The sequence below is a fragment of the Halopseudomonas xinjiangensis genome, assembly GCF_900104945.1.
Classification (GTDB): domain Bacteria; phylum Pseudomonadota; class Gammaproteobacteria; order Pseudomonadales; family Pseudomonadaceae; genus Halopseudomonas; species Halopseudomonas xinjiangensis.
This window is the reverse complement of the sequence record NZ_LT629736.1, coordinates 1,376,564-1,402,379: the sequence shown is the minus strand read 5'-3', so window position 1 is coordinate 1,402,379 and position 25,816 is coordinate 1,376,564. Positions and strand designations below refer to the sequence as shown.

Below are 25,816 nucleotides of genomic sequence, written 5' to 3'. Positions count from 1 at the left end.
TCTGCTGACGATAGTCCATTCAGGCGGCGTTCTGCGACATTTCCAGTCCGCTCACCACTACGCCATCTGCGTTCGCGGACTCGCCTGACAAGATTTCAAAGCTACTCTCTAAGCGCACAATGAAGACTCGTGTAGGCTATGGCGTTTGTCTTATACACCTATACATCTCCGCCAGGATTTACCCATGCGTCTCGCTGCATTCATTGACCAGAACCTCGAACCCATTTTGCGGGAGTGGGAAAGGTTCGCCAGAACGATTGATGCGCCCGGGAAAGAGCTGGATGCCGACGCTCTGCGCGACCATGCTGGTGACATTCTCCGCACTGTTGCAGCGGATTTGCGCACCTGGCAGTCGCCACATGAACGAACCGAGAAAGCGCAGGGACATGCAGAACCGTCAGATTCACAGACCGCAGCCGAAACCCATGCGGTGACGCGCTTGCTGGCCGGGTTTTCACTCGATCAGATGGTCTCCGAGTACCGAGCGCTCCGAGCCAGCGTTCTCAGACTCTGGATGGAGGGGGTCAAAGGCGGGGTCGAACTCGAGATAGACGATGTCATTAGGTTCAATGAGGCGATCGACCAGGCTCTGGCAGAGTCCATCGGCGGATACTCACGTGCGCTCGAAGCATCGCGGAATGTGTTCCTCGGCGTTCTCGGGCACGATCTGCGGGGGCCCCTCGGTGCCATATCGCTAGGTGCCGAAGCGCTGGCTCGCACGGACCAGCTTGGCGAGAAGCCCCGGAAGATCTGTTCGATGATTCAGAGCAGCGTCAGACGATTGAGCCGGATCGTAGGCGACTTGCTCGACTTCACACGGTCGCAGCTTCCTTCAGGCATTCCGGTCAGGCGCGAGGAAATCGACCTGGTTCCCGTCTGCGAGAGCATTGTCGAGGAGGTCAAGGCGTTCCACGTCAAGGCCGATATTCAGCTGCAGACCGCTCCAACTGCGACAGGTTGGTTCGACAGCGCTCGGCTGGAACAAGTCTTTTCCAACCTGATTAGCAACGCGGTACAGCATGGGGACAGACGATCAGAAATTACCGTGACGCTCGGCGCCGAAGCCGAGGAGGTCGTCTTTTCGGTCCGTAACGGAGGAGCGCCAATCCCGGCGGACGCGTTGCCCTTCATTTTCAATCCAATGGGTCGTTATTCTCAGCATGCGCAGGAAGACACCGGACCGATTGCAGGCCTGGGGCTAGGCTTGTACATCGCCTCTGAAATCGTCACTGCCCACAGCGGTTCGATCGACGTCACCTCAACCGCAGAGGAGGGCACGATATTCGTCGTCCGGCTTCCGTGCGCAGGTGCCAGCTAGCGTTCTCTCCAACTGGAGATCGCTTCGGTGCCCGCACTCGGCGCCCGGGGATGCCAGCATGTAAGCTTTCTCGTACACGTTGTGGTGGCAAATGACTATTTCACCCTATTCCGCTTCCGCATAGTATCGATCGTGTTGAAGCGAGGCAGGAAGCCTCCAGATGGAATCGGGCTGGCGCCGGGAAGCGAGCCTGTCATGGACGAGCAGGGACGACGTGGCAGGGATGATCTCAAGGACAGGAGATCGATGGCAGGGAGCCAGGCATCAGGGACGAGCAGAAATAACTGAAAAAACCTCGCTTAGGCGGGGTTTTTTCAGTTCTGGCCCGAACAGCGTTGATAGCTCCAGATCCCTGGGCCCTGCCCAAGCGGAAGCCAAGGAAAGAATCGGTGTCGTTCTCGCGCAAGTAACTCAGGGCTGGCTGCGGCGTCCCGCCTCCCCGCTGTGGTTCGTTCGAGTCCTGCTCGGCTGCCGACTCACCGCAGCCCGTGCATTGGAGGCAAATCGAGCACGCAACTGATTGAGTCAAGGTAGGCGTTCGAGAGGCGGATGGATCGAGCCCGACGGTCCTACCGGAGCCAGTTCTGCCGAGAAAATACTCTTGGCGAGCCGGGATAGTCAGCTTCATACTGCTCGGAAAGGGAGCGCCACCGTGGTGGAGCCCTGTCCCATGCATGAGGTAGGAAATGGTTCGATCACGTCCAATCGTCTCGACGGGCAATCCCGGTTTTGACACGGTCCTGAAAGGTGGGCTTCCCAGCAACCGGCTTTACCTGCTCGAAGGAACGCCGGGCTCGGGGAAAACGACGCTGGGTCTGCAATTCCTATTGACCGGGGTAGCGGCTGGCGAGCCGGTGCTCTACATCACGCTTTCGGAAACCGCGGAAGAGTTGGAAAGCGTCGCCCATTCGCACGGCTGGTCACTGGACGGCATTAATCTGTTCGAATTCGCTTCCACCGCTGAAGTGCTGGGCGAGAGTTACGAGCAATCCATTCTGCACCCCTGGGAAGCCGAGCTGGGGAACACCATCAGGCTCATCCAGGAGCGGGTGGATGCGTTGCAGCCGAAGAGACTGGTATTCGACAGTCTTTCGGAAATGCGCCTTCTCGCTCAGGATCCCCTGCGGTATAGACGTCAGGTACTTGCGCTCAAGCAATATTTTGCCGGCCGCGACATCACTGTCCTGCTGGTGGATGACCTGACCGGTGCAGGCGGTGAGCAAGACAATCATCTGCACAGTCTGTGTCACGGGGTGGTTACCCTCGAGCGGCTGACGCTTGATTTCGGCCCCGCGCGAAGGCGTTTGCAGATCCAGAAACTCCGCGGTGTCGACTTCACCGCGGGCTTCCATGACTTCACCATTCGCAAGGGCGGGCTGGAGGTCTATCCACGACTGATCGCTGCCGGGCGCCATGTCGAATTCACCGGTGAAGCGGTGAAGAGCGGCATCCCTGAGCTCGACAATCTCCTGTTCGGCGGGCCTATGCGGGGCACCAGTACGCTTGTTTCGGGCCCGGCGGGCGCCGGGAAAACCACGCTGGCGCTGGTTTACGTGGCCGCCGCGTGTCGCCGCGGAGAGCGATGCACCATCTATGAATTCGACGAGCGTGTAACCACGCTGATCTCCCGTGCGGACAGCATGGGCCTGAACTTCACGGGCTTCCTCGAGAACGGCTTGCTGGTGATTCAGCAAATTGACCCGGCCGAGATTTCTCCCGGCGAGTTCGCCTGGCGTGTTCGCTCCGAGGTCGAAGATCGGGGCTGCACGATGATCGTGGTCGACAGCCTGAACGGCTACCTGGCGGCCATGCCCCAGGAGCAGCAGCTTATCCTGCAGATGCATGAGCTGCTTTCCTACCTCAGTCAGCATGGTGTGGTGACCTTCCTGATCAATCCGCAGCATGGACTGCTGGGCTCCATGGCGACCAATCTGGACATCTCCTATGTTGCCGATTCGGTGATTTTGATTCGCTTTTTCGAAGCGCAGGGGCGTCTGCGTAAGGCGATCTCCATCCTGAAGCATCGCGCCGGCGCACACGAAGACGCTATCCGTGAGCTTCGGATCGATTCCCAGGGCGTGCGTGTAGGTGAGCCGTTGAGCGACTTCCGCGGAGTATTAACCGGAACACCGGAATATTTCGGAGCCGATCGTCCGCTAATGGAAGAGCGATAGCGTGACGGTTGAGCAACAAGCGCAAGCCAGGACCCTGTCGATCGTCGCGCCGTTCAAAGGCGACGCGCTCAGCATGGAAAGGCTTTTCGGCGAAAGATACTCGCTCCAGATCCATCAGGACCTTTCTTCCCTGTCCGCGGCCCTGGGTTCGGGCACAGGTCTGATACTCCTGACGGAAGAATCGCTCCTGGGGGATGCCTCTGCCCTCGACGAGGCCCTGGGGCGACAGCCGAGCTGGTCCGACATCCCGATCATTCTGCTGGCTTCGAACAACGGACGCTCGGGGCGTGATACCGAAATCGCCAGGCGCCGGCTTCCACGATCGGCAGGCTACGTGGTGGTGCTCGAACGGCCGCTTAGCTCCGCCTCGCTCCTGAGCGCCGTTGCCGCTGCATGGGGCTCCCGCGAACGCCAGTTCGAGATGCGCGATCGTCTTGCCGAACTGGCCGAGGAGCGGGGCCGGATGCGGATTCTTCTGGAAAACGTCCCGGTCGGCATCTGTTTCATGGATGGCGAGGGTCGGTCGGTCATCAGCAATCCCCTGTACCGGCATTACGTGCCGGGAGGCATCATTCCTTCCATGCAGTCTGAAACCGACTCTAGCTGGGTGGGGTTGGACGCGGACGGCAGAAAGCTCGAGCCTCATATGTTTCCAGGCGCCAAGGCGCTCAGGGGCGAATCGGGCGCCAGGGTCGATTTCTGTCACAGTCTTGAAGATGGCGACGAGTCATGGATGCGCGTCAGCGCAGTGCCGCTCTATGGCAATGACCGAAAGATCATCGGTGCAGCAGCAGTCATCGTCGACATCAATGAAGAGAAGCAGGCCGAACTGTCGCTGCGACGCTTCAATGAGGAGCTTGAGACTCAGGTACAAGCCCGGACGCAGGCGCTGAATGCCGCAATCGAGCAGTTGAAGACAGAAAGCGATGAGCGAGCGCGTGCAGAGGAGCAACTGCGACAGTCACTGAAAATGGAAGCGGTGGGTCAGCTCACCGGCGGTATCGCCCACGACTTCAACAATATGCTGACCGGTGTCATCAGCGCGCTTGAACTGATCAAGATGCGCATGGCGAAGGGCAATACCGACGATGTACTGCGCTTTATGGATGCGGCCAACAGTTCCGCCCAGCGTGCCGCGTCCTTGACCCAGCGCTTGTTGGCGTTCTCCAGACGGCAGCCGCTGGATGCCAAGCCGCTGTCGATCAATCATCTCGCCGTGGCCCTGAAGGATCTCTTGCAGCGAACCGTGTCCGAACAGATCGCTCTGAAGCTTGATCTTTGTGAGGACGATCCCTGGGTCAACGCTGACGCAAACCAGTTGGAGAACGCCATTCTCAACCTGGCGATCAACGCCCGCGATGCCATGCCTGATGGCGGCGAGCTGTCGATTCGTACTCGTATCGTCAATACGCAGGTTACCCCCGCCCTGGTCTGCGTTGAGGTGATAGATACCGGTTGCGGGATTCCCGAGGCCGTGCTGACGAAAGTCACTGAACCGTTCTTCACGACCAAGCCAATCGGTCAGGGCACCGGGCTTGGCTTGTCGATGGTGTTCGGCTTTGCCCAACAAAGTAACGGCCGCCTGTCGATCGACAGCGTGCCGGGTGTCGGCACTACCGTTTCGATTTGTCTGCCAGAGCATCCGAAGGTCGAAACAGACTCGTTGTCGCCCCAACAGCGGGCGGCGTCGGGCAGAGGGCAGGCGGTTCTGCTGGTCGAGGACGATGAATCGGTACGTCTGATCAATCAGGAAGTGCTCGAGGAACTGGGCTATCAAGTCTGCGTAGCACGGGATGGCGAGGAGGCATTGGAGTGCTTCCATAAGCTTGAGCACGTTGACCTGCTGATTACCGACGTGGGTTTGCCGGGGATGAACGGCCGCCAGCTAGCAGAGGTTATCCAGCAACTGCAGCCGCGCCTGCCGGTATTGTTCCTGACGGGCTACGCAGAAAGCGCCATGGATCAGACCGACTTTCTCGGCCCTTACATGCAGCTGCTGACCAAGCCGTTTACGCTGGATGCATTGGCGAGCCGGGTGGCAACCATGCTTGCGTACCCAGCGCTTCATTCCGGCTACGATGCAGACACCCGCATGGGCTAGCCGAGCCGTCTCTGTGCGCTGCGGTTTAGCGATCTGACCCTGCGCTGCAGCGCAGGGTGAGCATCAACCCTTACGCGGCGGAGGCTGCCATCCGCATCCAGAGCACACTTTATGGCGCCGCCCATTCACCCGCTGCTTGATGATCCGGCTAAAACAATGCGGGCATCGTCGGAACCGCCATACCTGCCGAACCGCGACACCGCAGAGGGTGCTAATCGCACTGCTCGTAGCTTCCGACTCTCCATGACAACCTCGGTTCTTGCTGAACGCCCCTGATGCGACTTTGGTCCCAGTAGGCGTCCCGAGACCCGCACCAGACCGACATTCGGTGCCGAACTAGCTGGGAGCAAACCAGTCACAGCCTCGACTGTTCAAGCAAACGGGGACTATGTGGATAACGTCGATCTCGCGGTGTTGCGCAGCGCCCGCGACTGGATGCATCAGGGCCATCCGGTCGTGCTATATACCGTCATCGAAACCTGGGGGAGCGCGCCGCGGCCGGTCGGCTCGCTGCTCGCCTTGCGTAGCGACGGCCGAGTCGAAGGATCCGTGTCCGGCGGGTGTATCGAGGACGATTTGCTGCGCTCGGCCGAGCATGCTCAGAGTGGCTGCAAGATCATCAGTTACGGTGTAAGCCAGGAGGAATCGGCGCGCTTCGGCCTGCCGTGCGGCGGGACCGTCCGACTGTTGTGCGAATCGTTGGGCGACAGTCGCTGGGTCGAGGACGTTGTTGCTCGCTGCGAGCAACATGAACGTGTGATCCGACAGGTCGACATCGCTACAGGACAGGTGTCGCTGGTGTCTGCACGCGGCGGTGAAAAGCTCCGGTTCGACGGGACCACTCTGTACGCGCCTTACGGCCCGGCCTGGCGACTGATGCTGGTCGGTGCCGGACAGCTCTCGCGCTATGTGGCGGAGCTTGCCGGCGCGCTCGGATTCGAAGTATTTGTCTGCGACCCACGCCCCGGCTACGAACATGACTGGGCTGCGGCCGGCGTACGCTTCATCGGGGGCATGCCGGATGATGCCGTCGCACAGCTTGGCCTGGACGCTCATACCGCGGTGGTCGCCTTGACCCATGACCCGGTCCTGGATGATCTTGCCTTGCTCCAGGCGTTGCGCTCGGATGCGCTGTATGTCGGTGCCCTTGGCTCACGGCGCAACAACGAGCGCCGCCGCACAAGGTTGATCGAGCTGGGTCTCACCGAGGCCGAAGTGAAGCGCCTGCATGGTCCCATAGGCTTGCCTATCGGTAGCCGTACCCCACCCGAAATCGCGCTTTCGTTGATGGCCGAGGTCGTAGCCATCCGTAACGGGGCTCAGCAACAGTCACCTGGGGCGCTGCGCTGTGCCTAATCCCAACGAAGGCATCTGCGCCCTGGTGTTGTCTGCCGGGCAGGGGAGCCGTTATCGCGCCCATCATGACCAGGACAAGCTGCTCGCAGCCAGTTTCAGCGACGCTGATTCTCCCCCAGTGCTTGAGGCAACCCTGACCGCTTTGCGTGGCGTTGCCGAGCGCACGGTCGTCGTCGTCAGGGCGGACAATCACCCGCTTCGCCAATGGCTCGCCTCAAACGCCGGCGCACTTCAGGCCGAGGTGTTTGCAGTCCAGACCAACGGACTGGGCCACAGCCTGGCCCAGGCGGTCGCTCGTTTCCCGGCCCGTCGCGGCTGGCTGGTCGCCCTTGGCGACATGCCGTATGTCACACGGGACTCGCTTTTCAAGGTCGTCGCGGAGATCAACGAATCGAACGTGGTGGTGCCGACCTTCAACGGCCAGCGCGGGCATCCGCGTGGCATCGGCACAGCGCACTGGGCCGCATTGCTCGAACTGGACGGTGACGCCGGTGCTCAAACGCTGTTCTCCGGTGAGCAACCGATCGTGGAGGTAGCACTAGACGATCCAGGCGTGCTGCAGGATATCGACCGTCCGGGAGATAGGCGTTCATCGGCTGAATAGGCAGATACAGCGAGCCGATGGGGGCAGATCGAAGTTGAACGTACCCGCAATCCGAAGAGTCGTAGCCCTTAGTTCGCCCAGGGAAGGCACACACCATACAGCCAACCGTGAGGCCGCCATGACCGATAATAAACAACCCGAGACAGGCCGCTCTGCCTGCGCGATCAGCCTTGACCTGAACGGCCAGCGCCGCGAGATCGAGGTGCATCCCTGGACCACATTGCTCGACTTGCTTCGGGAACAACTGAGCCTGACCGGCACCAAGAAGGGCTGTGACCACGGCCAGTGCGGCGCCTGCACCGTGTTGCGAGACGGTGTTCGCATCAACTCCTGTCTTACTTTGGCCGTCATGGTCGATGGGGCTTCGATCACAACCATCGAAGGGCTGGCCGACGGGGAGAAGCTCCATCCCATGCAGTCCGCGTTCGTCGAGCATGACGCCTTCCAGTGCGGCTACTGCACGCCTGGGCAGATATGCTCGGCTGTGGGTATGGTCAACGAGGGGCGGGCGCACAGCCCTGACGAGATCCGCGAACAGATGAGCGGAAACATCTGTCGCTGCGGAGCGTACCCGAACATCCTCAGCGCCATCGAGGCGGCAATGTCCGAGACGCAGACCCCGTTGGGGAAAGACGCTACCGCGCCGCAGTCAGCGAGGGAGGTGCGCTCATGAATCCCTTCAGCTACGCACGGCCGCAGCAGGTCGATGAAGCCATCCGCCTTTTCCAGCCAGACAGCCGTTACATCGCCGGCGGTACCAACCTGCTGGATCTGATGAAGGAGAACGTTGAGCGACCCACGCAGCTGATCGACATTACCCGGTTGCCGTTGCGGGGCATCGAGGAAACCGCAGAGGGCGGACTACTTATCGGAGCGCTGGTGAGCAACTCGGATCTCGCCTGGCACCCCGCGGTGGAAGAGCGTTATCCGCTGCTTTCACAAGCGATACTCGCCGGCGCCTCGGCTCAGCTACGCAATATGGCCAGCACCGGGGGCAACCTGCTTCAACGGACCCGCTGCTACTACTTCTACGACAGCACCACACCGTGCAACAAGCGCGAGCCGGGCAGCGGCTGCGGCGCACGCGAGGGGCTGAACCGCATGCACGCAATACTCGGACACAGCGAACACTGCATTGCCGTGCACCCATCTGACATGTGTATTGCACTCGCCGCGCTGAATGCCACGGTGCATGTGCAGGGTCCACAGGGCGAAAGGCGCCTGCCCATGAGCGGATTCCACCGGTTACCGGGTGACCACCCCGAACGCGACAACAATCTGCTCGATGGCGAGCTGATCACAGCGGTGGAGCTGCCTGCGGAAGATTATTCGAGCCACAGCGCCTACCTGAAAGTGCGCGATCGTGCCTCCTACGCGTTTGCGATTGTCTCGGTCGCCGCCGCGCTGGATTTCGATGGCGACACTATCCGCAGCGCCCGCCTGGCTCTGGGCGGCGTCGCGCACAAACCGTGGCGCGATCCGCAAGCCGAAGCAGCGCTGGTTGGAAAGAAAGCCGACGAGTCCGCTTTTGATGCCGCTGCCGATATTCTGTTGCACGGAGCAGTCGGCTTCGATCACAACACCTTCAAGATCGATCTTGCGCGCCGGGCCATCGTCCGCGCCTTGAGCGATTCAGCCAAAGGAGCCGCCCGATGAACACTGCTACATCTCCCTTCGGCCAGCCAGTCAGCCGTGTCGACGGTCCGCTCAAGGTGACCGGCCAGGCGCACTACGCCGGCGAGTTTCAGGTGCCGGACCTGCTGTACGGCAGCGTAGTGAACAGCACCATCGCGCGCGGCCGGATCGTGTCGATCGATGCCAGCGCAGCGCAGGCGGTGCCGGGCGTGCAGCTGGTGCTGACACATGAAAACCGGCCTCCCATTGCCAGTTATGACGAGCCCTACGAGGACGAAGACGCGGCCGACGGCTCACCGTTTCGCCCGCTATTCAACGACCGCATCCTCTACAACGGTCAGCCGATTGCGCTGGTGGTGGCGGACAACCTCGAACTGGCCCGCTATGCGGGGAGCCTGGTGCAGGTGCAATACCAGGCCGAAGCGCATCAGACCGATCTCATGGCAGCCCTTGAACAGGATCACGCCGCACCGGGCGAGCTGCCCGCGCCGCGCGGAGATGTCGATGCGGCGCTGAGCGCTGCCGAGGTCCGCGTGGACGTGCAATACAGCACTCCGGTGGAACACCATAACCCCATGGAGCCACATGCTTCGACCGTGCATTACCTTGGCGACGGGGCGCTGGAGATTTACGACAAGACCCAGGGCGTGCAGAACTGCATGCATTACCTGGAAGGCATCTTTGGCATGGAAGGGCGCATACGGGTCATTTCGCCATTCGTTGGCGGCGCGTTCGGCTCGGGGTTGCGGCCGCAATACCAGCTGCCCCTTGCCGTGATGGCAGCTCTCAAGCTCAAGCGCTCGGTGCGGGTCACGCTCAAGCGGCAACAGATGTTTACCTTCGGCTACCGCCCGCGCACCGTTCAACGGTTGTCGCTCGGCGCGTGCGCTGACGGGACCTTGCAGGCCCTTACTCATCAGGCTATCGGCCAGACGTCGCGCTTCGAGGACTTCACCGAACACGAGGTCGAGTGGTCCGGCATGCTGTATCAATGCCCCAACGTCAGGCTGGACTACCGGCTGGTGCCGCTGGACGTATACACGCCGCTGGATATGCGCGCGCCCGGCGCCGCGATCGGCGTCTTCGCGCTGGAGTCGGCGATCGACGAAATGGCGTACGCGGTCGGTATGGACCCGCTTGCGTTTCGCTTGAAAAATTACGCAGAGCGTAATCAGAACGAAGACAAACCGTTCTCCAGCAAAGCCCTGCGCGAATGTTACGAGCAGGGTGCGGAACGCTTTGGCTGGTATCGCCGTTCGCAGGCCCCACGCAGCATGCGAGACGGCGACAAGCTGATCGGTTGGGGAATGTGCACCGGTGTCTGGGAAGCCATGCAGATGCCGGCCAGTGCCAAGGCGCGTATCGAACCCGGCGGCAAGCTGGTCGTCAGTAGCGCCACCGCCGACATCGGTACCGGGACCTATACGGTGATGACGCAAATAGCCGCCGCTGCGATGGGTCTGCCGATGGATCGGGTCGAATTCAGGCTCGGCGATTCGAGCCTGTCCAAGGCTCCGCTTGAAGGCGGGTCGGCTACCGTGTCCTCGGTCGGTAGTGCCGTGCAGCAGGCGTGTCAGGCACTGCACCAGAAATTGCTCGACGCAGCCCAGCAATCTCCGGCGTCACCGTTTACCGGCGTGCGGGTGGAGGATCTTGAATTCAGCGATGGCATGATGCGCGCCAACGGCAGACCGGATGCAGTCGTCGCGCTGGAAACGATCCTTGCTGTCAGCGGAGCCCTCGAGGCGGAAGTCGATTCAGGACCGGGCGAAGAGCGGGACGCGTATTCGATGGCCACGCATTCAGCGGTGTTCGTCGAGGTGCGGGTTGACGAGACGCTCGGCACCGTCAAGGTCAGCCGCGCCGTGAGTGCGGTGGCGGCAGGGCGGGTGGTCAATCCGAAGACGGCCGGCAACCAGATCGTCGGTGGTCTTGTCTGGGGTATCGGTATGGCACTGCACGAGGAAACTCAGATCGATCACCAGCTTGGCCGTTACATGAATCACAATCTCGCGGAATATCATGTGCCTGTGAACGCCGACATTGGTGAGCTCGACGTTTTCTTCGTCGAGGAGCATGACGAGGTGGTCAATGCGCTCGGTTCGAAAGGTGTCGGCGAAATCGGCATAGTCGGAGTCGCTGCGGCAGTCGCCAATGCCGTCTACCATGCGACTGGCAAGCGTGTACGCGACCTGCCCATCACAATGGACAAACTTCTCTAACTCAGCTCAACGCGACCGGTGCGCACCAGGGACGGATCGTTGCGCCTGTGTGACGCCGCACCGGTTTGCATCTGGCGCACTCATGCTAAGATCGTCCGCCGGCTCGGGAGCGGTGAACAGCTCAACAGGGACCCGGCGCGACTGTCTTAAAGGAGTGCGGAGCGCGCATGAAAGTCCTGGTCACCGGCGTAGCCGGTTTTATCGGCTTTCACACAGCCAGGCGGCTGTGTGCGGAAGGCTATGACGTCGTCGGGCTCGACAATCTCAATGATTACTACAGTGTCGAGCTCAAGCGGGCACGTCTCAACGAGCTCGAAGCACTAGCGCAGTTCAGTTTCTACCTGATCGATATCGCCGACCCGGCCGCGCTCCTGGCCCTCTTCGCCGACCATCGCTTCGATCGAGTGATCCATCTGGCCGCGCAGGCTGGGGTGCGCTATTCCCTCGACAACCCCACCGCGTACGTGCAGTCGAACCTCATCGGATTCGTCAATCTGCTCGAAGCCTGTCGGGCGTTTCCCTGTGAGCACCTGGTATACGCTTCGAGCAGTTCGGTCTATGGCATGAGTGCGAAGCTCCCGTTCTCGACCGACGATGTCGTCAGCAAGCCTGCTTCGTTCTATGCAGCGACCAAGTCAGCCAACGAACTCATGGCTTACACCTACGCGCATCTGTATGGGCTGCCGGTAAGCGGGCTGCGCTTTTTTACCGTTTACGGCCCCTGGGGCCGACCGGACATGGCGCTGTTCAAGTTTACCCGGTCGATTCTCGACGGGCAGCCGATCGATATCTACAACAACGGCGCCATGTCTCGCGATTTCACCTACATCGATGACATCGTCGAGGGCATCTTTCGCCTGCAGGCGCTACCGCCCGCAGGCCGGGCGGAGGCGATCGACCAGGCGCCGGCACGGGTGATCAATATCGGTCGCGGGTCGCCGGTACGACTGCTCGATTTCGTCGACTATCTGGAAAAGGCTCTGGATCGGCCTGCGGTCAAGCGCTTCCTGCCACTGCAGCCAGGCGACATCCCCGAAACCTGCGCTGACGTCAGCGACATCGCCGAACTGACCGGTTGGCAGCCCAGCACCACTTTAGAACAGGGCCTGGCGGAATTCGTCGGCTGGTACCGGTCGTACTATGCAATCTGACGTCAGCAATCCCCACGCCAATGGACTGTCCATGCACAACACGATCGATGTCTCGGTACTGATTCCTGCGAAAAACGAAGCTGCCAACCTTGGTCCGCTGCTGGCGGAGATCCAGGCCGCACTCAGTGGGGAGCGGTACGAGGTGATCGTCGTCGACGATGGGAGCACTGACGGTACGCTTGATGCGTTGACCGCGCTCCGGCAGGCCGGTTTCCACGAACTGCGCATACTCAGCCACCGGGTTTCCCTTGGCCAGAGCACGTCGATCTACCATGCCGCCCATAAGGCTAACGGGCGCTGGCTGGCCACGCTCGATGGCGACGGGCAGAACGACCCGGCCGACATCCCCGGGATGCTTGCGTGCGTACGCGACGGCGACGGCGCTTCGTCAGAGATCAAACTGGTGGCCGGGCATCGCGTCCACCGCCAGGACACAGCCAGCAAACGCTGGGCCTCGCGATTTGCCAATGGCCTGCGTCGCAGATTGCTGCGTGACGCGACGCCGGATACCGGCTGCGGCATCAAGTTGATCGAGCGTCGGGCGTTTCTCGCTTTGCCGTATTTCGACCATATGCATCGCTTCATACCCGCGCTGATTCAGCGTCACGGTGGAAAGATGCTGGTTCATCCAGTCAACCACCGGCCTCGGGGTGCCGGTACATCGAAGTACGGCAATCTTGATCGCGCACTGGTCGGCATCCTGGATCTTGTCGGCGTCTGGTGGTTGATCCGGCGGACCCGTCTAGAGGTAACGCCGGTCGAATACGAAGGGGAGGCGTGATGGCCAAAGAGACACTATGGCTTGCGGTCGGGTTCGCCGGGCAGCTGGCTTTCACCGGTCGTTTCGCCTTGCAGTGGCTGTATAGCGAATACAAGAAACGCAGCATTATCCCGCTCGGCTTCTGGTATCTCAGCCTGGTGGGAAGTGCGTTGTTGCTCGCCTACGCAATCTATCGGCGCGATCCGGTATTCATCGTCGGGCAATCCTTCGGCTTCATCGTGTATATCCGCAATCTGCAATTGATTCGAAAGCGTCACCAGTTGGAGCAGAGCCGTGCGGAGGGCCGCGATGAGGTCTAGCCGTGCGACCGATTTGCTCTGGGTCGCTGCGCTAGCGTTACTGATGATCGGAGCAGGGCTGGGTCTGCGTCAGCCGCAGAACGTCGATGAAGAACGCTTCCTTGGCGTGGCTCTGGAAATGATGCAGAACCACTCCTGGCTTATTCCGCATCGCGCCGGAGAAATCTATCCTGACAAGCCGCCGCTGTTCATGTGGGCTGTCGCTTTCTTCACCTGGTTGACCGGCCTGCCGCACGTCGCCCTGTATCTGCCGGCTTTACTGGCGGGAATCATCACCAGCCTATGTCTTTACGATCTCGGTTGGCGCCTGTGGAACCGGCAGACTGGGGTGATCGCCGTGCTGTTGTATCTGGCGAGCTACCAGACTTACAGCATTCACCGTACCGGGCAGATCGATGGGTTTCTCTCGCTGTGGATCGCCATCGGTTTGTACGGCATGGTCCGGCATCTGCTGCTTGGTCCTGCCTGGCGCTGGTATTACGTAGGTTGCTTCGCGATGGGCCTGGGGGTCATAAGCAAGGGCGTGGGCTTTCTGCCCATTCTCATGTTGATCCCGTATGCATTTGCCGTACGCCGCGGCTGGATGCCAGTTGTGCCGATGCCGGGCAATGCTGCGCGCTGGTTGCTGGGAATCGGATGCATGTTGCTGGCAGTCAGTATCTGGTTGGTACCGTTATTGCTTTCGGTGTATCTCGCCCAGGCGCCGGAGAGCATCGCCTATGTGAAGGAAATTCTGTTCAAGCAGACGGCGGAGCGGTATGTCAACGCCTGGCATCATCCTGAACCCTTCTGGTTTTTCTTCGTGGAAGTTATTCCTAAGTACTGGCTACCCATCTTCCTCGCGCTGCCCTGGCTGATCCCGGCCTGGTACCGCGAGTTGCGCCGGCGCGACGCGCGTCTGCTGTTGCTTCTGGGCTGGGTAGTGCTGGTGCTGTTGTTCTTCTCGCTCAGCACGGGCAAGCGCAAGATCTATATCTACCCGGCCTTGCCCGCGCTGGTTCTGGCAACTGCGCCTCTGGTGCCGATGCTGTTGCAGCGCTGGTTCGGCCAGCGGCCGCGGCTGCGCCGCATCGCGATCTGGATTGCCGGGGTCTGGTTTGCATTGTGGTGTGCCAGAGGCTTCGTCGAGCCGCTGGTTGAAGGAGCCAACCCTCATGAGGAGGTCATGCATGAGGCGGCCGAGCGCAGCGCCGGCGCACCCCTGGCGATCATCCACTGGCGCGAAGGTCATTGGCTGTTCGCCCGGCAGCCGATCGTCCATTTCCGATTCGCCAGCGGCGCCGGTTCGGACCCGTTGGTAGGCTGGCTACGCCAAAATCCCGAAGGCTACGGGCTCGTACCTGCCTCGGAGCTGGACGTCTGCTTTGATCGTGACCAGGCAGCCAGTCTGGGCGAAACGTCCCGGGCGGACTGGTTCCTGGTCAGCGCTGCTGCTGATTCAGGCCGCTGCGAGGGACGTCTCGCAGATGAGACCTATCGCTTTCGATGGGAGTGACCAAGCCGCTCCTATTCAGAGCATTTCCTTGAATTTCCTGTATAGAAATCCTGCCACTTTGCGCGGGAACGGTTTGTAATTGAGTTTTTTGATAAGCGGGTTCATTTCGTTTCTGAAATGCTCAAAATCGCCGCGTCGCTTGGCCTCGGAAAAAGCGATGTGGGACTGATCCCGCAGCTCGACGCGTGTGCGATAGATCGACTTTCGAGCATCGTTCAGTTCGTCCGAGGGTTCGACGCGCTTTTTCGGATACCACTCGCCCGCGGCTTGGCTGTCGTGCAGGCGCACTGCCAGCCCCTCGTTCCGATGACGGATCCCACCCAGCTGAGACTCGACGACGTCTTCCGGTGCTGCCGGGGTCAGATCGAGCCGGCCGTCGGCTCGAGCAGCTTCGATGATGTCGTGCAAGGCCTTGTTACGAACCACTACGACACTGTTGCCCTTGTGATCCTTCATGTACGCGGGCAACCAGGCATCACCAATCGCGATATCTGCCGTCTCCACGATGACGTCGTCGCAATAATCACAGGCTTTATATTTGAAAAAGTTGTAACCCCAGTTTCCGCCAAACAGCTCCTTGGAAGAGCGCATTTGCGAAAGCTTGCCGCTCCTGTCGGTCGCGATCACGCCTTTATCGTTGGCCTGTCGATTGGGAATCTTGCCGCGAAAATCGATGCCGGCCAAATCGTTTGGCTCAACGCCTAGCTGCCATCCGAGTGCTTCTGCGAAAGCAGTCGACTTCAAATGACCGCAGATGATCCCGGCCACATACTTAATACGGTTTTTGAGCACATCGTCGGTTTCGGTCAGGTTTCTGAGCATCTTTGCAAAGCATGGCACAGCCGTAACCGCGTAGGTGCCCGGCTGCGCTTTGATCCTCTGGAGCGCTTCGTACAGCGTGACCGGATAGTAGGCTGATTTGGAACCGTCGATGACCGCTTCTGCATTATCGAATATCCGGTATTCGTAAAGCTCCGCCTTGTCGCCAGCGGCCACCTGAACCACGTAATCCACATGCCCTCCGGAAAGCAATTCCGTGAGCAACCATTTACCCATGCCGCCGGAGCTGCCGAATTCCCTGAACTGGCCCGCGGAGACATTGCCGATGTAGCACTCCAGATACTTGCCAACGTATTCGTGGCCCGGCATCGATTCGCCAAAGATCTCGCGGGCCAGTGTCGTTTCGTCTTTGCCGGCCGACGTGAATGGGCAGGCTGTGTCGACTGCGTCGTTATCCTGCGCCTGCTTGTCAGCGGAAGCTTGCAACATGCCAAATTCGTCGAAGCCGATGTGGTACTTATCCGGCGCGAGGTAGGCACACGCCCCGCATCCGATGCATAGTCCGCCAGGAATTACCTTTTCTTCAACGATACTCATCTCAAATCTCTTGTGTGCGGATAGTCGGGAGACCTATCGCTGTCTTTCGGTTCGGATGGATTAGGCTGTCTTGAAGCGTCTTCTCGCTGCGCTGGGGGCGGCCCGTTAGAAGCAGCACATCGACGACAGGTGAATAGCGCTTTGCTCGCCGATGATGAGCCACACGACGCTTCGACTCTGCGAGGGTGGCCCAAAGTATCAGTCAGGACAAGCACAAGCATCGAACGTTCAAACTCTTGCAAGGGAATGTAGACCCCGTCGCAAAGCGTGTGCAAGGCCGGCGCAAATTCGAACTCAAGGTTTTGACGTTGAACTTTTGACCTCCGGCTAGGGTCTGCAACTGCTCGTGTACGGCGTAGCCAACATTGCGTTTACGCTAGGCATTCTCCAAGCCGTCTGCGCCTTTCTTGCGATGAGTACGAGCATGGCAGCAGATCTGGCCCTGGGCCCTGGGCCCTGGCAATGCGGCGACGCCTACCGGACTCGGTACAAGCGTTTTAGCAAGGCGCCATGTTTAACTACATTAGGGATGAGGAATGGGTAGCGGAAAAACCAGCGAATTACGGAAATACCTGTTCAACTCTGGCTGGCTGTTACTCGACAAAATTCTGATGCTTGGGGCTGGGTTAGCCGCCAGTCTGATCGTGGCACGCTTCCTCGGCCCCGAGGATTTCGGCTATCTCAATTACGCTCTGGCGCTTGTCGCTCTTTTACAGATTGTTTGTCATCTCGGCATGACCGGACTGCTGGTCAAGGAACTGAGGGTCCGTCCCGAAGAGGAGGATCGTATCCTCTCGTCGGTATTCGTGCTGAAAGTCGGCGCTGCAGTGTTGGCTTACGGTCTGATGCTGCTGATCTGGTTCGCTGACGATGATCACCGCATGGCCGTCCTGCCCCTGGTCGGGATAATGCTGATTTTCACGCCATTCGAGATGCTCAACGACTGGTTTCAATCGCGGGTCAAAGCCAAATACGCGGCCGTGGCGGGCATGGTAGGGCAGATCGGCGGCAGCTCGCTCAAAATCATTGCAGCGGTGGCCGGGTTCGGCCTGGTAGCTGTCGCAGCTGCACACGTATCGATCATCGTGATTACCGTCGTACTGTTGTCGTTCTTCGCGTTTCGTCTCAAGCGCGGCTTCCGATTCGACTTCTCGTGGTCTTTGAGCAAAGAGTTACTGGGCAAAAGCTTCCTGATTTTTCTTGGCTCGCTCTCAGCGGTGATCTATCTGAAGGTCGATCAGATCATGCTTCAACATTTGGTGGGCGACAGCGCTGTGGGCCAGTACGCGGCTGCAGCGAAGCTGTCCGAAGCCTGGTATATCCTTCCTCAAGTCCTGATGGCTTCCATATTCCCGAAAATCATCGATATCAGCCATGGTGACAAGAGCAAGTTCAACGATTTCTTGCAGGTCACATTCGACTTGCTGTTTCTTGCGGCTCTAGGCTTGTCGCTTTTCGTTTTCCTCTTCTCTGACCTGATCATCGCCGTGCTGTATGGTGAGGCGTATTCAGAAGCAGCGATGGTACTGTCCATCCATATTTTCGCTTCGGTTTTCGTGTTCATGCGAGCGCTGTTCAGCAAGTGGATCATTCTTGAAGAGGTTTTCATTTTTTCCCTGATCACCCAGGGTCTGGGTGCCTTCAGCAACGTCCTGCTGAACTACTGGCTGATCCAATCCCACGGCGCTGTGGGCGCAGCCATTGCCACGCTCGTCTCGTATTCGATAGCAAGTTATTTCAGCCTGTTACTTTCCAAGAAAACTCGCGGAATATTCTGGATGATGACTCGAAGCATCTTTCTGCATGCGTTTTTAAGCGTCCCCGCCCAGATTCGTAATTTCAGGAGGTCATGACATGTATGTAGAAGTCCGCAAGGCCGGTTTCGTCAACAAGGGTGCAGAACTGATGCTGCACGCGGTTTTACAACAGCTGGCAGAACGTTACCCGGATGCCAAGCGGGTAATGGAGCCGGGTCGCCCTGCCAGTCCGTATCCCTACGCCAAGCGCTCCGAACTCGGTCTCTACCAGAAAGCCTGGCTTTGGCGCAAAGGAGTCCCCTTCGGTGATCTGGCGCGTCTGGTGCCCGCCGGAATACGTGAACAGTACGGTGTAGTCCTCGACAGCGAGATCGATGTTGTGCTCGATGCGGCTGGCTTCGCCTATAGCGACCAGTGGGGGCCTGAGCTGTCCGAGGAGCTGGCACGGTCGGCGCGGCGTTGGCACGCGCGTGGCACCAAAGTCATCCTCCTACCTCAGGCTTTCGGTCCTTTCACGGATCAGCGCAGCAAGGACGCGGTCAAGGCCTTCGTCGAGCATTGTGACCTGATCTATACCCGCGAGCAGATCTCGTACGAACATCTGACCGGTGTAGTGGGGGAGATGGACAAGATTCGTCTCAGCCCAGACTTCACCAATCTGGTCGAAGGCGTGGTGCCGAAGGATTTCGATGCCGGGCGCAACCGGGTCTGCCTGGTGCCCAACTACCGCATGCTCGACAAGACCGACAACAGCGTTGCGGGCGGCTACGTGCCTTTCATGCAACGGGTGGCGAAGATGTTATCCGAACGCGGCGCGCAGCCGTTCCTTCTGGTACACGAGGGCGAGAACGATTACCGCCTGGCTCAGCAAATTGCCGAAGCCGGTGGCGGACTTCCGATCATTCAGGAATCGGACCCGCTCAAGATCAAGGGTATCCTCGGACAGTGCCAGGGCACGGTTGGTAGTCGCTTCCATGGCCTGGTCAGTGCCTTGTCACAGGGGGTGCCGTCCCTGGCGACCGGTTGGAGCCACAAGTACCGGATGTTGTTTGCCGACTACGGGTTCGAGGAAGGCGTTCTGAATATCGATATTTCAGACGCCGATCTCGCCGGCGCATTGAACCACATCACCGACCCGCAACGTCACGCGCAGCTCTCCGCCCAGCTCAACGATCACTCTTCTGCGCTCAAGGAAAAATCCCATGCGATGTGGCGCGAGGTGTTCGGCGTCATGGATCGTTGCCGGGCTGCTCAATCAGCCGTAGCCAGCAGGGAACCGACGCCCGCCTGAAAAGCTCTGAGCAAGTAGCACGCGCGCCCATTTCGGCGCGTGCACGGCAGAGGTGGGCTCTATGTATCGGATTATTCTCGCATTCCTCGTTCTGCTGCTGGGCGGGGCGCTGATCATTGGCGGCGGCTGGCTTGGTTGGCTGGGCGGTTCGTGGTTTTTTCTCATCCTTGGGCTGGTCGTACTCGCGTCCGCTTTGCTCCTGCTTGGACATCGCCCTCTGGCGTTATCGGTTTACGCTGCCGCGATACTGCTCACGCTGATCTGGTCGCTATGGGAGGTCGGAGCGGATTGGTGGGCCCTTGCGCCTCGAGGCGGACTGCTGTTCGTCCTGGGCGTGCTGTTACTCTTGCCGCCGATGGTACGGAGTCTTGATCACGCTGATGCGCGCCCGGGATACGGTCCCCACTCCGCCGCATTGGCCGCTTCGCTGGTGATTTCCGCTCTGGTAGGGGTCTATGCGCTCTTCCAGAATCCCCATGACGTGACGGGGCAGTTTTCCAGCGACCGGATGAATGCCGAGCCCGCTGCGCAGGTTGCAGGGGAGGTGCCCGACGAAGAGTGGCATGCCTACGGACGCACATCTGCGGGCCAGCGTTATTCTCCACTGGCACAGATCACGTCGGACAATCTCGATGAGATGGAGGAAGTATGGCGCTACCGGACCGGCGAGATCCGCGATCCTGAAGACGATCCGGTCGAGACCACGTATGAAGCCACCCCTCTGATCGTAGATAACCGCCTCTATGTGTGCACGCCCTTTGGGACCGTGATCGCGCTCGATCCGGTGAGCGGCGAAGAACTATGGGTCTTCGATCCGAATTTGCGTAAGCCGCCGCGCGAGACGACTCAACACATGAGTTGCCGCGGTGTGTCCTATTACGGCGGCGGAGCCGCAGCGCAGAACGGTGCAGCTTCGACCCAGGATCCCCAGGATCCCCAGGAGCGGGTGCGGCTCAGCGCCGAAAGCGTGACGCAGGATGCCGCCGGCGTACCGCAGAACGTAGTGACCGGGCAGGCGGAGCGAGGTGAGCCAAACCCGAACGTGGTGCATCAGCCGGCTCAGCCCCCAGTGGACATGCCGGCGCAATGCCAACGACGTCTGTACTACTCGACGCCCGACGGTCGGCTGATATCGCTCAGCGCGGAAACTGGCGAGATCTGCCCCGGCTTCGGCGGCGAGGATGGCACGGTGAATCTCTGGGCAAACATGCCCAACATCACTCCTGGCTCGGTCTACTCCACATCGCCCCCGGTAATCACCGATCGCCTGGTGATCGTTGGCGGCGCCATCAACGACAACGTGTCGACGACGTCTCCCTCCGGAGCGATCCGCGCATTCGATCTGAACACCGGGGAGCTGGTCTGGAACTTTGACGCGGGCAATCCGGAGGCCACCCAGCCGATATCGGATGGCGAGACCTATACTGCCAATTCGCCGAACAGCTGGAGTATCGCCAGCTACGACCCGGACCTGCGCCTGGTCTATTTGCCCATGGGCGTCCCATCGCCTGATCAGTACGGCGCCAACCGCACCGAAAATCAGGAACGGTTCGCCAACACCATCCTCGCCCTTGATGCCGATACCGGCGAGATTGCGTGGGAATTCCAGGGCGTACACCACGATCTGTGGGACTACGATATGCCGGCGCAGCCGTCGCTGGTCGATCTGACCTTGAACGGGCAGCGGGTACCGGCGCTGATCACTCCGACCAAACAGGGCGATATATTCGTACTGAATCGCGAGACCGGTGAGCCTGTATACGCCGTGGAAGAACGACCCGCACCGGATGGCGCGGTCGACGGTGACTGGACGGCACCGACGCAGCCCGCATCAGCCATTTCGTTCAGGCCTGATCCGCTGGAAGAGAAGGACATGTGGGGCGCTACGCTGATCGATCAGATGATGTGCCGCATCAGTTTCAATCAGCTGGCCTACGAAGGCATCTATACGCCGCCTTCCCATGACGGAACGCTGGTGTATCCAGGCAACTTCGGTGTGTTCAATTGGGGTTCGCTAGCGGTGGACCCGCATCGTCAGATAGCCTTCGCCATGCCGGTTTATCTGGCTTTCACCTCCGAGTTCGAGCCGCGCCCCGATGCGTTCGAGCGCGTAGTAAGCAAGGAAGGCGATCCGGTCATCAACGAAAACTTCGGCGCGCCGTATGCCGTCAAGCTGGGGGCGTTTCAATCGCCGATCGGATTGCCCTGTCAGCAACCTCCGTGGGGTTATATCGCCGGTGTTGATCTCGCCACGGGCGAGACGGTGTACAAGCACGTCAATGGTACCGTACGGGATCTGTCACCAATCCCGTTGCCTTTCGAAATGGGCGTTCCGGGTATTGGCGGGCCGATCGTGACGCGCGGCGGCGTCGCGTTCCTCAGCGGAACCTTGGATTACTACGTGCGCGGATACGACCTGGCGACCGGCGAGGAGCGCTGGAAAGCGCGGCTGCCAGCAGGTGGCCAGGCCACGCCAGCGACTTATCAGGGTGAGGACGGGCGTCAGTACGTCGTGGTGGTCGCGGGAGGGCATGGCTCAACCGGCACAGCCGCAGGCGATTACATCATTGCCTATGCGCTACCTCAGTAGGCAACTCATACCATGGTCGCAGGGACGCGACCAGCTTGACGTTATTTATTATATATTTATAAATCAGATAGATACGACATATATCTCTCCTAACGCATGAATCCAGGGCCCAGCCTTCAGACGAAAGTCTTAGTCTCGTGATGCCCGTCCCGGTGCTACCGTGAACATGCGATAAAAACAACAATTGGAGATGGTTATGTCCTTATCTAGAGAAGACGCGGCGCGCGGCTACTGGAAGGAAAACCTGCGACTCATGCTGATCTTGCTGATCATTTGGTTCGCGGTGTCTTTCGGGGCTGGAATTTTGTTCGTCGACCTGCTTGATAACATTCAGTTCTTCGGCTTCCCGCTGGGATTCTGGTTTGCTCAGCAGGGCTCCATTTATACCTTCGTAGTGCTCATCTTCGTTTACGTGGTGCGGATGAACACGCTCGATCGTAAATACGATTTCCACGAAGAATAATAAAAGGAGCTGTGCAATGGAAACCCAAACCCTTATCTACCTGATGGTAGGCGCGACCTTCGCGCTGTACATCGGGATCGCTATCTGGTCGCGAGCCGGGAGCACCAGTGAATATTATGTAGCCAGCAAGGGTGTACATCCGATCGCCAACGGCATGGCCACCGGCGCCGACTGGATGTCCGCGGCGTCTTTCATCTCCATGGCCGGTATAATCTCCTTCACCGGTTACGACGGCAGTGTGTACCTGATGGGCTGGACAGGGGGCTACGTGCTCCTGGCCATGTGCCTGGCGCCTTACCTGCGCAAGTTCGGCAAATTCACCGTGCCGGAGTTTGTCGGCGAACGTTACTACTCGCAAACCGCACGTGTAGTGGCGGTCATTTGCGTGATCTTCGTCTCCTTCACCTATGTTGCCGGGCAGATGCGCGGTGTCGGTATCGTGTTCTCGCGTTACCTCGAAGTGGACATTAACCTCGGCGTTCTGATCGGCATGGCGATCGTGTTTTTTTATGCCGTACTGGGCGGTATGAAAGGGATCACCTATACGCAGGTTGCTCAATATTGCGTGATGATCTTTGCCTACATGGTCCCGGCGATCTACATTTCGCTGATGATCACCGGCAATCCGATCCCGCAGCTTGGCTTCGGTAGCGATGTGGTGGGTACCGATACGTCGGTTCTCGAACGCCTCAACGGGCTGGGTGCAGAGCTGGGCTTCAGTGAATATACCGATGGCAGCAAGTCGACCATCGACGTGTTCTTCATCACCATGGCGCTGATGGTTGGCACCGCAGGTCTGCCACACGTAATCGTTCGCTTTTTCACCACACCGACCGTCCGGGATGCTCGTAAATCAGCAGGTTACGCTCTTCTCTTCATCGCAATTCTCTACACCACTGCGCCTGCCGTAGCGGCTTTCGCTCGGACCAACCTGCTGACCAGCGTGCCCAATACCGCCTACCAGGAAATTCCTGACTGGTTCGCTACCTGGGAAACCGCAGGACTGATCGGCTGGCTCGACAAGAACGATGACGGCATCGTCCAGTATGCCCCTGGTGCACCTTTCGTAGGCGCTCCGAACTTTGCAGGGGAAACAGGCGAATACGGTCAGCGTGTCGTCACCAACGAGCCCACCGACAACGCGAACGAGCTGTACGTCGACCGCGACATCATGGTTCTGGCCAATCCGGAAATCGCCGAACTGCCTGGCTGGGTTGTGGCGTTGATCGCTGCCGGTGGCCTGGCTGCAGCGCTGTCGACCGCTGCGGGTCTGCTGCTGGTGATCTCGACTTCGGTATCGCATGACCTGCTCAAGAGCAACATGATGCCGAACATCACCGAGAAACAGGAACTGCTTGCGGCACGCGTGGCAGCGGGGGTTGCCATCGTCATCGCCGGCTTGTTCGGCATCTACCCGCCAGCGTTCGTGGCACAGGTGGTTGCCTTCGCGTTTGGCCTGGCTGCGGCCTCGTTCTTCCCGGTCGGTCATCGTCATGGGGATTTTCTCCAAGCGGATGAACAAGGAAGGCGCTATCGCAGGCATGATCGTCGGTCTGACCTTCACCTTCTGCTACATCGTGTTCTTCAAGTTCATCAGCCCGGAAATGGATAATGCCGAGTACTGGTGGTTCGGCGTGTCGCCGGAAGGCATCGGCACACTGGGCATGATCTTCAACTTCATCGCTGCCGTGGCAGTGGCCAGCTTCACCAAAGCACCGCCAGAGCGTATTCAGGTACTGATTGAGGACATTCGTGTCCCACGCGGTGCCGGCACTGCCGTTGCCCACTAACCGGAAGTAGCTGTAACAAAAACGCCCCGACTGGTTCGGGGCGTTTTTGCGTTTGGCGTGGGTCTCGCTCGCTTTAGAATCGATACGTCAGCTGAGTCGACAGCCCGTGCGCGCTGTTACGGTACTCGGCCTGATACGCCGGCTCGTTGACCTCTGCGGTGTCCTCATGCAGATAGGCGTAAGCCGCGTCGATAGTGACGTCGTCGCTCAGGCGCCAGCCGGCACCAAACGACAGAACCCGACGATTCCCTACGGGAATCCGCACGGTACGGTCTGTGTCGGTGGTCGGCGAGCGATCCCAGGCGAAACCTGTACGCAGCACCCAGCTCGGGTTGAGCTGGTAGGACGCACCCAGCGCGAACGACCAGGTGTCGGACCAGTTCTGCTCTTCACGCACGGTAGCGAGGTTCGCGGGCGCCGCATCGTTCTCGACCACGATCTCCTGCAGACGGCTCCAGCGCATCCAGGTCAGACCGCCGTACAGTGTCCATTGATCATCCACCTCATAGGTCAGCGAGGTGTCGACGGACTCGGGCGAGGTGAAATCCAGTTCAGCATCGTACTGCCCGTTTAGCGCCGCTACCGGGAAACCTGAGACCTTGGTGCGACCTTCGAGCGTGTAATCGACCTTAGAACGATACGTCAGTCCCCAACTCAGCGCCTCGGTCACGTCGACCAGCACGCCTGCGTTGAAACCATAGCCGATGTCGTCGCCCAGAATACTCACGCGGCCGTCAGGCAAGGCTACGGGTGTGGCAGGGGGCACGAAGGGCACGGCACGGGTCAGCTTGCCGTCGATCCGGTTGATGGTCGGACCGAAGCCTACGCTGACGCGATCGTTGATCTTGTAGCTCAAAGTGGGTTGAAAGGTGACCACGCGTACCGAGCTGTACTCACCGTAGTAGCGGCCCTGGAATGCGTTTTCATAGTCACTGATCACACCGAAAGGCACGTAGATACCGAAGCCTGCATGCCAGCGATCATTCAGTGGCGTTACGAAATAGCCGAAGGGTACCGGAGTGAACGGCACCATATCGCCCTCGTTGCTGCCAGGGAAAGCGCCGGTGGCGTCACTGATATCGGTCTTGGCGTCGATCAGCGCCAGGCCACCGCTGATCTCGGTACGATCGAGCTGAGACATGCCGGCCGGGTTGCCGAAAACGGTACTGGCGTCCAGTACCGAGGAAGACCGACCGGCGAACCCGGTGCCCATGCTACTGGCGCTTTGTTCGTTGATCGCCAGACCATTAGCCATGACCGGCGAAGACACCACAGCGACGGCGGCGGCGAGAGTTGTCTTGAACCACGTACGTCTGACCATTGAAAGCTCCACGTTGTCGAGGGCGCGGACGGTAGCAAATAGCTCGATCCCGGGCCAGCGAAGCGTGGCTTTTTTTCGGCAAACGTGGCGA

Annotated in this window: 18 protein-coding genes and 1 pseudogene; 17 read left to right on the top strand and 2 right to left on the bottom strand. The window is 59.7% G+C overall.

Annotated features, from left to right (window positions below):
* The first annotated feature begins 184 nt into the window (after positions 1-184).
* The 12 genes from BLT85_RS06385 (at position 185) to BLT85_RS06330 (ending at position 15,136) form a co-directional block, all read left to right on the top strand.
* A complete protein-coding gene (locus tag BLT85_RS06385; RefSeq protein ID WP_093392373.1) occupies positions 185-1,318 on the top strand; it encodes a sensor histidine kinase in 1,134 nt (377 codons plus the stop codon).
* 686 nt (positions 1,319-2,004) lie between these two features.
* On the top strand, positions 2,005-3,492 hold the full coding sequence (locus BLT85_RS06380; protein WP_093392372.1) for an ATPase domain-containing protein: 1,488 nt from the start codon (positions 2,005-2,007) through the stop codon (positions 3,490-3,492).
* Between the two features lies 1 nt (position 3,493).
* Positions 3,494-5,593: a hybrid sensor histidine kinase/response regulator gene (locus BLT85_RS06375; protein WP_093392371.1), complete on the top strand. Its 2,100-nt coding sequence runs from the start codon at positions 3,494-3,496 to the stop codon at positions 5,591-5,593.
* A gap of 390 nt (positions 5,594-5,983) precedes the next feature.
* Positions 5,984-6,949 (top strand): XdhC family protein, encoded by a 966-nt coding sequence (locus BLT85_RS06370; protein ID WP_093392370.1) that lies wholly within the window; start codon positions 5,984-5,986, stop codon positions 6,947-6,949.
* Complete coding sequence (locus BLT85_RS06365) at positions 6,942-7,553, top strand: nucleotidyltransferase family protein (protein ID WP_093392369.1); 612 nt, start codon at positions 6,942-6,944, stop codon at positions 7,551-7,553. The genes BLT85_RS06370 and BLT85_RS06365 overlap by 8 nt, the downstream gene beginning before the upstream one ends.
* 118 nt (positions 7,554-7,671) lie before the next feature.
* Positions 7,672-8,226, top strand: a complete 555-nt coding sequence (locus BLT85_RS06360) for a (2Fe-2S)-binding protein (RefSeq protein ID WP_093392368.1) — start codon at positions 7,672-7,674, stop codon at positions 8,224-8,226.
* Positions 8,223-9,209, top strand: coding sequence for an FAD binding domain-containing protein (locus BLT85_RS06355; protein ID WP_093392367.1), 987 nt, complete (start codon positions 8,223-8,225; stop codon positions 9,207-9,209). Before BLT85_RS06360 ends, BLT85_RS06355 begins: the two co-directional genes overlap by 4 nt.
* Entirely contained in the window at positions 9,206-11,410 is a 2,205-nt protein-coding gene (locus BLT85_RS06350; RefSeq protein ID WP_093392366.1) for a xanthine dehydrogenase family protein molybdopterin-binding subunit, read from the top strand. The genes BLT85_RS06355 and BLT85_RS06350 overlap by 4 nt, the downstream gene beginning before the upstream one ends.
* 167 nt (positions 11,411-11,577) lie before the next feature.
* Positions 11,578-12,561 (top strand): NAD-dependent epimerase, encoded by a 984-nt coding sequence (locus BLT85_RS06345; protein WP_093392365.1) that lies wholly within the window; start codon positions 11,578-11,580, stop codon positions 12,559-12,561.
* A 31-nt stretch (positions 12,562-12,592) separates the two neighbouring features.
* Complete coding sequence (locus BLT85_RS06340) at positions 12,593-13,342, top strand: glycosyltransferase family 2 protein (RefSeq protein WP_093392364.1); 750 nt, start codon at positions 12,593-12,595, stop codon at positions 13,340-13,342.
* Positions 13,342-13,641, top strand: coding sequence for a lipid-A-disaccharide synthase N-terminal domain-containing protein (locus BLT85_RS06335; RefSeq protein WP_093392363.1), 300 nt, complete (start codon positions 13,342-13,344; stop codon positions 13,639-13,641). Before BLT85_RS06340 ends, BLT85_RS06335 begins: the two co-directional genes overlap by 1 nt.
* Complete coding sequence (locus BLT85_RS06330; RefSeq protein WP_093392362.1) at positions 13,631-15,136, top strand: ArnT family glycosyltransferase; 1,506 nt, start codon at positions 13,631-13,633, stop codon at positions 15,134-15,136. Before BLT85_RS06335 ends, BLT85_RS06330 begins: the two co-directional genes overlap by 11 nt.
* Positions 15,137-15,151: 15 nt before the next feature.
* Here the strand turns inward: BLT85_RS06330 and BLT85_RS06325 are convergent, their stop codons facing one another.
* Positions 15,152-16,513 (bottom strand): Coenzyme F420 hydrogenase/dehydrogenase, beta subunit C-terminal domain, encoded by a 1,362-nt coding sequence (locus tag BLT85_RS06325; protein ID WP_093392361.1) that lies wholly within the window; start codon positions 16,511-16,513, stop codon positions 15,152-15,154.
* A gap of 536 nt (positions 16,514-17,049) precedes the next feature.
* Here BLT85_RS06325 and BLT85_RS06320 point away from each other — a divergent pair.
* From BLT85_RS06320 to BLT85_RS06300, 5 genes and pseudogenes are all read left to right on the top strand, one after another.
* The gene (locus BLT85_RS06320; protein WP_093392360.1) at positions 17,050-18,366 is read left to right on the top strand and encodes a flippase; all 1,317 of its coding nucleotides are present in this window, start codon (positions 17,050-17,052) and stop codon (positions 18,364-18,366) included.
* Position 18,367: 1 nt separating this feature from the next.
* Positions 18,368-19,561: a polysaccharide pyruvyl transferase family protein gene (locus BLT85_RS06315; protein ID WP_093392359.1), complete on the top strand. Its 1,194-nt coding sequence runs from the start codon at positions 18,368-18,370 to the stop codon at positions 19,559-19,561.
* Positions 19,562-19,622: 61 nt separating this feature from the next.
* Positions 19,623-22,151, top strand: coding sequence for a membrane-bound PQQ-dependent dehydrogenase, glucose/quinate/shikimate family (locus BLT85_RS06310; protein WP_093392358.1), 2,529 nt, complete (start codon positions 19,623-19,625; stop codon positions 22,149-22,151).
* A gap of 196 nt (positions 22,152-22,347) precedes the next feature.
* Positions 22,348-22,614 (top strand): DUF4212 domain-containing protein, encoded by a 267-nt coding sequence (locus BLT85_RS06305; protein ID WP_093392357.1) that lies wholly within the window; start codon positions 22,348-22,350, stop codon positions 22,612-22,614.
* Positions 22,615-22,630: 16 nt separating this feature from the next.
* Positions 22,631-24,404, top strand: a pseudogene (locus BLT85_RS06300) (sodium:solute symporter family protein).
* Between the two features lie 73 nt (positions 24,405-24,477).
* Here the strand turns inward: BLT85_RS06300 and BLT85_RS06295 are convergent.
* The gene (locus tag BLT85_RS06295; RefSeq protein WP_093392356.1) at positions 24,478-25,725 is read right to left on the bottom strand and encodes an OmpP1/FadL family transporter; all 1,248 of its coding nucleotides are present in this window, start codon (positions 25,723-25,725) and stop codon (positions 24,478-24,480) included.
* Positions 25,726-25,816 lie beyond the last annotated feature (91 nt).

What these genes read in the sequence shown, in the direction of transcription:
- BLT85_RS06385 (WP_093392373.1), top strand. Translation starts at nt 185, where the DNA reads ATGCGTCTCGCTGCATTCATTGACCAGAACCTCGAACCCATTTTGCGG.
- BLT85_RS06380 (WP_093392372.1), top strand. Translation starts at nt 2,005, where the DNA reads ATGGTTCGATCACGTCCAATCGTCTCGACGGGCAATCCCGGTTTTGAC.
- BLT85_RS06360 (WP_093392368.1), top strand. Translation starts at nt 7,672, where the DNA reads ATGACCGATAATAAACAACCCGAGACAGGCCGCTCTGCCTGCGCGATC.
- BLT85_RS06355 (WP_093392367.1), top strand. Translation starts at nt 8,223, where the DNA reads ATGAATCCCTTCAGCTACGCACGGCCGCAGCAGGTCGATGAAGCCATC.
- BLT85_RS06350 (WP_093392366.1), top strand. Translation starts at nt 9,206, where the DNA reads ATGAACACTGCTACATCTCCCTTCGGCCAGCCAGTCAGCCGTGTCGAC.
- BLT85_RS06345 (WP_093392365.1), top strand. Translation starts at nt 11,578, where the DNA reads ATGAAAGTCCTGGTCACCGGCGTAGCCGGTTTTATCGGCTTTCACACA.
- BLT85_RS06340 (WP_093392364.1), top strand. Translation starts at nt 12,593, where the DNA reads ATGCACAACACGATCGATGTCTCGGTACTGATTCCTGCGAAAAACGAA.
- BLT85_RS06335 (WP_093392363.1), top strand. Translation starts at nt 13,342, where the DNA reads ATGGCCAAAGAGACACTATGGCTTGCGGTCGGGTTCGCCGGGCAGCTG.
- BLT85_RS06330 (WP_093392362.1), top strand. Translation starts at nt 13,631, where the DNA reads ATGAGGTCTAGCCGTGCGACCGATTTGCTCTGGGTCGCTGCGCTAGCG.
- BLT85_RS06325 (WP_093392361.1), bottom strand. Translation starts at nt 16,513, where the DNA reads ATGAGTATCGTTGAAGAAAAGGTAATTCCTGGCGGACTATGCATCGGA.
- BLT85_RS06320 (WP_093392360.1), top strand. Translation starts at nt 17,050, where the DNA reads ATGGGTAGCGGAAAAACCAGCGAATTACGGAAATACCTGTTCAACTCT.
- BLT85_RS06315 (WP_093392359.1), top strand. Translation starts at nt 18,368, where the DNA reads ATGTATGTAGAAGTCCGCAAGGCCGGTTTCGTCAACAAGGGTGCAGAA.
- BLT85_RS06310 (WP_093392358.1), top strand. Translation starts at nt 19,623, where the DNA reads ATGTATCGGATTATTCTCGCATTCCTCGTTCTGCTGCTGGGCGGGGCG.
- BLT85_RS06305 (WP_093392357.1), top strand. Translation starts at nt 22,348, where the DNA reads ATGTCCTTATCTAGAGAAGACGCGGCGCGCGGCTACTGGAAGGAAAAC.
- BLT85_RS06295 (WP_093392356.1), bottom strand. Translation starts at nt 25,725, where the DNA reads ATGGTCAGACGTACGTGGTTCAAGACAACTCTCGCCGCCGCCGTCGCT.